The sequence below is a fragment of the Planctomycetota bacterium genome, assembly GCA_026387035.1.
Lineage (GTDB): Bacteria > Planctomycetota > Phycisphaerae > FEN-1346 > FEN-1346 > JAPLMM01.
In genome coordinates this window covers 1-5,232 of record JAPLMM010000196.1, presented here as the reverse complement: position 1 = coordinate 5,232, position 5,232 = coordinate 1, and the positions used below count along the sequence as shown (strand labels likewise).

The following is a 5,232-nucleotide window of genomic DNA, read 5'->3' as shown; positions in this document are numbered from 1 at the left end:
GCCGTCCAGATCTACACCGAAGAGGAACTCCTCGCCAAACTCGCCCGCGCCATCCACGAGCAGCGCCCCCTGCGCGTCAAACTCGGCATGGACCCCACCGCCCCGGACATCCACCTGGGGCACACCGTCGTCATGCGCAAGATGCGCGAGTTTCAGGACCTGGGCCACAAGGGCGTCCTCATTATCGGCGACTACACGGCCCGCATCGGCGACCCCTCCGGCCAGGACCACACGCGCCCCGTCCTCCGGGAGGACCAAATCCGCGAGAACGCCGACACCTATTTCGAACAGGCCGGGAAGGTCCTCGACACGAGCCCCGAGAAACTGGAGGTCCGCTATAACAGCGAGTGGCTCGCGGGGCTCACCTTCGCCGACGTCCTCCGCCTGGCCGCCAGCATGACCGTCGCCCGGATGCTCGAACGTGACACCTTCGAGAAACGCTACAAGGCGGGCGACCCCATCGGCGTCCACGAGTTCCTCTACCCCCTGATGCAGGCCTACGACTCGGTGGCCATCGAGGCCGACGTCGAACTTGGAGGCACGGACCAGACATTCAATTGCCTGGCCGGACGCGAACTGATGCGCGACCACGCGATGGAGCCGCAGATCGTCCTCACGATGCCTCTCCTCGTGGGCCTCGACGGCACGGAGAAGATGTCCAAGTCGAAAGGCAACTACGTCGGCGTGACGGACGCGGCAAACGAGATGTTCGGCAAACTGATGAGCATTCCCGACGCCCTGATGGAGAATTACTGGACGCTTCTGACGGCCGAGCCGCTTGAGAAGTTTCGCGAAGGCCTATCGCACAGCGGCCCGCGCGACACGAAGGAGCGTCTGGCCAAGGTGATCGTGGCACAGTATCGCGGCGAGCAGGCCGCCAACGCCGCCGCAGAGGAGTTTCGCCGAGTCTTCGCGGAAAAGGAAATCCCCGCCGAGATCCCCGAAGTGCGGATCGCGCCCGGGATCGGCCTGGCCTCCCTGATCGTCTCGGCGGGTTTCGCCAAGAGCAACAGCGAGGCCATGCGCCTGATTCGGCAGGGCGCCGTCCGGATCAACGACCACGTCATCGCCAATCCGCAGGCTTCCGTCGAGGCCGCCAGCGGCGACATTCTCCGCGTCGGCAAGCGCCGCTGGGCTCGCCTCATCGTCGCTTGACCTCGGGAACTCCGGGAAAGGAGCAGGCGTGTTCAAGGCAGCGATCGTCGGCTGCGGCACCATCGGGAAGTTGCACGCCAAGGCCTACCGCGACGCGAAGGCGATTCAACTGGCGGCCGTGGTGGACGAGGCGGAGGACAGGGCGGCCGCGCTCGGCGGCGAGTTCGGCGTCCCTTCGTACACGCGGATGGAAGAGGTTCTTGCTCGCGCCGACATCGACTTCATCGACATCTGCACGCCGAGCGGCATGCACGCCGACGCCGCCATCGCCGCCGCCCGGGCCGGCAAACACTGCCTCTGCGAGAAGCCCCTCGACATCACCCCGCAGCGGTGCGACAAGATGATCGCCGCGTTCGAAAAGAGCCGCACCACGCTCGGAGGCGTCTTCCAGCACCGCTTCGCCGACGAGGTCCGCCAAACGAAGACGGCCATCGACGACGGACGTTTCGGACGCATCACGCTGGCCACCTGTTCCACGCCCTGGTGGCGAACCCAGGAGTACTACGACTCCGGCGCCTGGCGGGGCACGTGGAAGTTCGACGGCGGCGGGGCTCTCATGAACCAGTCCATCCACGCGATCGACCTCCTCGTGTGGCTCGCCGGGCCCATCAAGACCGTCACGGCCCGGACGGCCCTTCTCGCGCACGAGCGGATCGAAGTCGAGGACGTCGCCGTCGCCGTCTGCGAATTCGAATCGGGCGCCCTCGGCGTCATCCAGGGAACCACCGCCGCCTACCCCGGATCGGGCGTTCGCCACGAGATCATGGGAACGGGCGGCACGGTTTACCTCGTGAACGACAAGATCGAACTCTGGAAACTCCGCGACGAGGAAGGCGCCGAGAAGCCGCCCGCCGCCGCATCCCGGCGCGCCGGGACCGGTGCCGCCAGCGACCCGAAGGCCCTCGCCGGCATCCTGTTCACGCACAACTTCGACGATATCGCCCGAGCCGCCCGGGAGGGCACAGCCCCTTGCGTCTCCGGGATCGAGGCCAAAAAATCGGCCGAAGTCATCTGCGCGATTTACCAGTCGGCCCGGACAGGAAAGCCCGTCACGCTGCCCCTGAAAAAATTCAATCCCTGAGAACCAAGGGCGCTTCGGCCTGCGGATCAGGACGGGAGAAGCACACAAGACGGACAAAACCCCTCGGCGGTTTATCATTCCGCGTTCAGAGTTCAATCTATGGCTTTGCCAATCGTCAGCATTGTGGGTCGGCCGAACGTCGGCAAGTCGAGCCTCCTGAACTCGCTCGCCCGACGCCGCATCGCCATCGTCGATCCGACGGCCGGCGTCACGCGCGACCGCGTCTCGGCCCTCATCGAACGCCACGAACGGTGGTTCGAACTCATCGATACGGGCGGCATGGGCGTCCACACGTCGCAGGAATTCGCGGCCGACATCGAACGGCAGATCGATTGTGCCATCCGCGAGGCCGCGCTCGTCCTCCTTGTCACCGACGTGCGCGACGGCCTGACGCCGCTCGACCACGAGGCCGCCGCCCGCCTCCGCCAGGCGGGCAAGCCCGTCCTCGTCGCCGCCAACAAGGCCGATGACCCGCGCCACGCCCAGGGCGCCGCCGAGTTCCACGCGCTCGGCTACGACACGGTCCTGGCGGTCAGCGCGAAGACCGGACGCGGACGCGACGAACTCCTGGCGGCCATCCTCGAGCGCCTCCCGCCCGAATCGGCCCAGGCCCCCGCCGAGGTCGCCATGCAGATCGCCGTCGTCGGCAAACGCAACGCCGGCAAAAGCACGTTCATCAACGCCCTGGCCGGAAGCGAGCGGGTCATCGTCTCGGAGATCCCCGGCACGACGCGCGACGCCATCGACGTCCGCTTCGAGAAAGACGGCCTGACGTACGTCGCGATCGACACCGCCGGGATGCGGAAACGCCGCAGCCTCCAGGACAACATCGACTTCTACAGCCTCACGCGTGCCATGGAATCCATCCGCCGCGCCGACGTCGTCCTGTTTCTCATCGACGCGATGCTTCCGGTGAGCGGCGTGGACAAGCGCCTCGGCGCCGCCATCGAGGAGGCCATGAAGCCCGTCGTCCTGGTGGTCAACAAGTGGGATCTTACTCAAGGACGGACGACCACGGGCGAGTTCGCGGACTACCTCGGCAAGATCCTCCCGGGACTCTCGTGGGCCCCCCTGGCGTTCGCGACCGCGAAGGATTCCAAGAACGTCGAGGCGACGATCGACGTCGCCCGCAGCCTCTACAAGCAGGCCTCGACTCGCGTGACGACGAGCGAACTGAACCGCGTGGTGGGCGACGCAATCCGCGCCCGCCAGCCCCCCTCGCCGCAGCCCACGCTGCCGAAGGTCTATTTCGCCACCCAGGTGGCCGTCCGACCGCCCACGATCGTCCTGTCGGTCAACAACCCGGACCTCTTCCGCGAGGACTATCGCCGGTTCATCGAGAACCGTTTCCGCGAGGAACTGCCCTTCCCCGAGGTCCCGATCCGCCTCATCCTGCGCGCCCATCGCGAAGACGAGCCCCGCCGCCGAAAACACCGTGCTCCTCAGGACGAAACCGGCCGGCGCAAGCGCCCGCGAAAGCGAAAACACTAGGCGGTCCGCAACTTCCTCATCGCCTTGAGGTTCTCAAGGCCCTGGTCCCAGACGCGCTTCGCTTCGTTGACATAATGGAAGTAGTTGGCGAGGGGCACGTCGGCCGGGACGCGGTGATCGCAGTGCGGGATGAAGCCACACCTCGGACACGGTGCGAATAGGTGTGTGCAAGGCACGCGAGCCGGATAAAGCACAAAGAGTTACAACACGACGACGACAACAGCGGTATTCAGGGAAACGGCAACGACCAAGACGGCTTAACAACGACGCCTCCTGGGCAGGACGCCCTTGACGCGTACAGTTATGGGCGTACAAGAAACGCGGCGGGCACGATGGCCCGCCGCGCGAATTCACTCGTGAGGGTGGTGTGCCCAGCGCGCTGTTTGCTGGGCATGCTCTTGTGCCGCGGTCGGCAAGCATGCCCAGGCGTACGGCGGCCCGCCCAGGCGGGCAGGCTGTGGGCACGCCTCGCGGCGACGCGGGCATGCCACCCGGCGGCGGTCACATGTCCGCCGTCAGCATGCCCTTGAGTTGTTCCAGCGTAAAGACGGGCCCGTCGCGGCAGACGTAAACGCTGCCGACGTTGCACCGGCCGCACTGACCCACTCCGCACTTCATCCGGTTTTCGAGCGTGGTGTACACGTCCTTCGGCGCGAAGCCCAGTTTCGTAAGAACCGGCAAGGTGAACTTGATCATGATGGGCGGGCCGCACACCAGGGCGATTGTATTGGCGCTCGACGGCGCGGTCTCTTCGAGGACGGTCGGGACGAAGCCGATCTGACCCTTCCACTCGGGCGTTTCGCCGCCGGGGTCCACGGTGGTTACCAGGCGCACGTCCTGCCGGTTGCCCCACTCGGCCAGTTCGTCCTTGTACACAAGGTCGGCCACCGTGCGGGCGCCGTAGAGGATCGAGACGTCGGCGAACTCCTTGCGGCGATCGAGAACGTTCCAGATGACGCTCCGGATGGGCGGCAGGGCGATGCCGCCCGCGATGAAGAGGATGTTCCTGCCCTTCCACGCCTCGATGGGGAACGAGTTGCCGTACGGGCCGCGGAAGGTGATGCGCTGGCCCACCTCGCGGTCCCTGAGGGCCGCCGTCACGCGGCCGGTCTGGCGGAACGTGCACTCGATGTACTCCGTGCGGGTGGGCGGGCTGGCCACGCAGAAGGCGCTCTCGCCCGCGCCCGGCACGCCGTAGAGACCGAACATGCCTACGCGGTACTTCTCGAAGAACCGCGCGCGGTCGGCTTCCTCGGCGAACTGGAGGCGCAGCGTGCGGACGTCCGGCGCCTCGTCTTTCGCCGCAACGATCTTCAGGATGGCGGACTGGTAAGTGGCGCTGGTCATTTCGCGGCCGCCTTCCGGGCCTCGTCAATCTCTTGGCACACCTGGGCGATGGCCATGCCGCCCGGGCACAGCCGCGCGCACCGGCCGCAGCCCGTGCAGGCCAGGCTGCCGAACTTCTCGACAAAGTAACTGAACTTGTGCATCACGCGCTGGCGCCA

At 66.5% G+C, this 5,232-nt stretch carries 5 protein-coding genes; 3 read left to right on the top strand and 2 right to left on the bottom strand.

The window, feature by feature from the left end; all coding sequences use genetic code 11:
• The 3 genes from tyrS to der all read left to right on the top strand — a co-directional run.
• Positions 1–1,155 (top strand): tyrosine--tRNA ligase (gene tyrS, locus NTX40_06970; protein ID MCX5648822.1); only part of this gene is annotated, 1,155 nt, incomplete at its 5' end.
• 28 nt (positions 1,156–1,183) lie between these two features.
• Positions 1,184–2,236, top strand: a complete 1,053-nt coding sequence (locus NTX40_06965; GenBank protein MCX5648821.1) for a Gfo/Idh/MocA family oxidoreductase — start codon at positions 1,184–1,186, stop codon at positions 2,234–2,236.
• 99 nt (positions 2,237–2,335) lie between these two features.
• Positions 2,336–3,727: a ribosome biogenesis GTPase Der gene (gene der, locus NTX40_06960; protein MCX5648820.1), complete on the top strand. Its 1,392-nt coding sequence runs from the start codon at positions 2,336–2,338 to the stop codon at positions 3,725–3,727.
• A 501-nt stretch (positions 3,728–4,228) separates the two neighbouring features.
• Here the strand turns inward: der and NTX40_06955 are convergent.
• Together NTX40_06955 and NTX40_06950 are read right to left on the bottom strand one after the other, a co-directional pair.
• Positions 4,229–5,074 carry an FAD/NAD(P)-binding protein gene (locus tag NTX40_06955; GenBank protein ID MCX5648819.1) on the bottom strand — a complete coding sequence of 282 codons (846 nt, stop codon included), beginning with the start codon at positions 5,072–5,074 and terminating at the stop codon, positions 4,229–4,231.
• The gene (locus NTX40_06950) at positions 5,071–5,217 is read right to left on the bottom strand and encodes a 4Fe-4S dicluster domain-containing protein (protein ID MCX5648818.1); all 147 of its coding nucleotides are present in this window, start codon (positions 5,215–5,217) and stop codon (positions 5,071–5,073) included. The genes NTX40_06955 and NTX40_06950 overlap by 4 nt, the downstream gene beginning before the upstream one ends.
• Between the last annotated feature and the right edge of the window lie 15 nt (positions 5,218–5,232).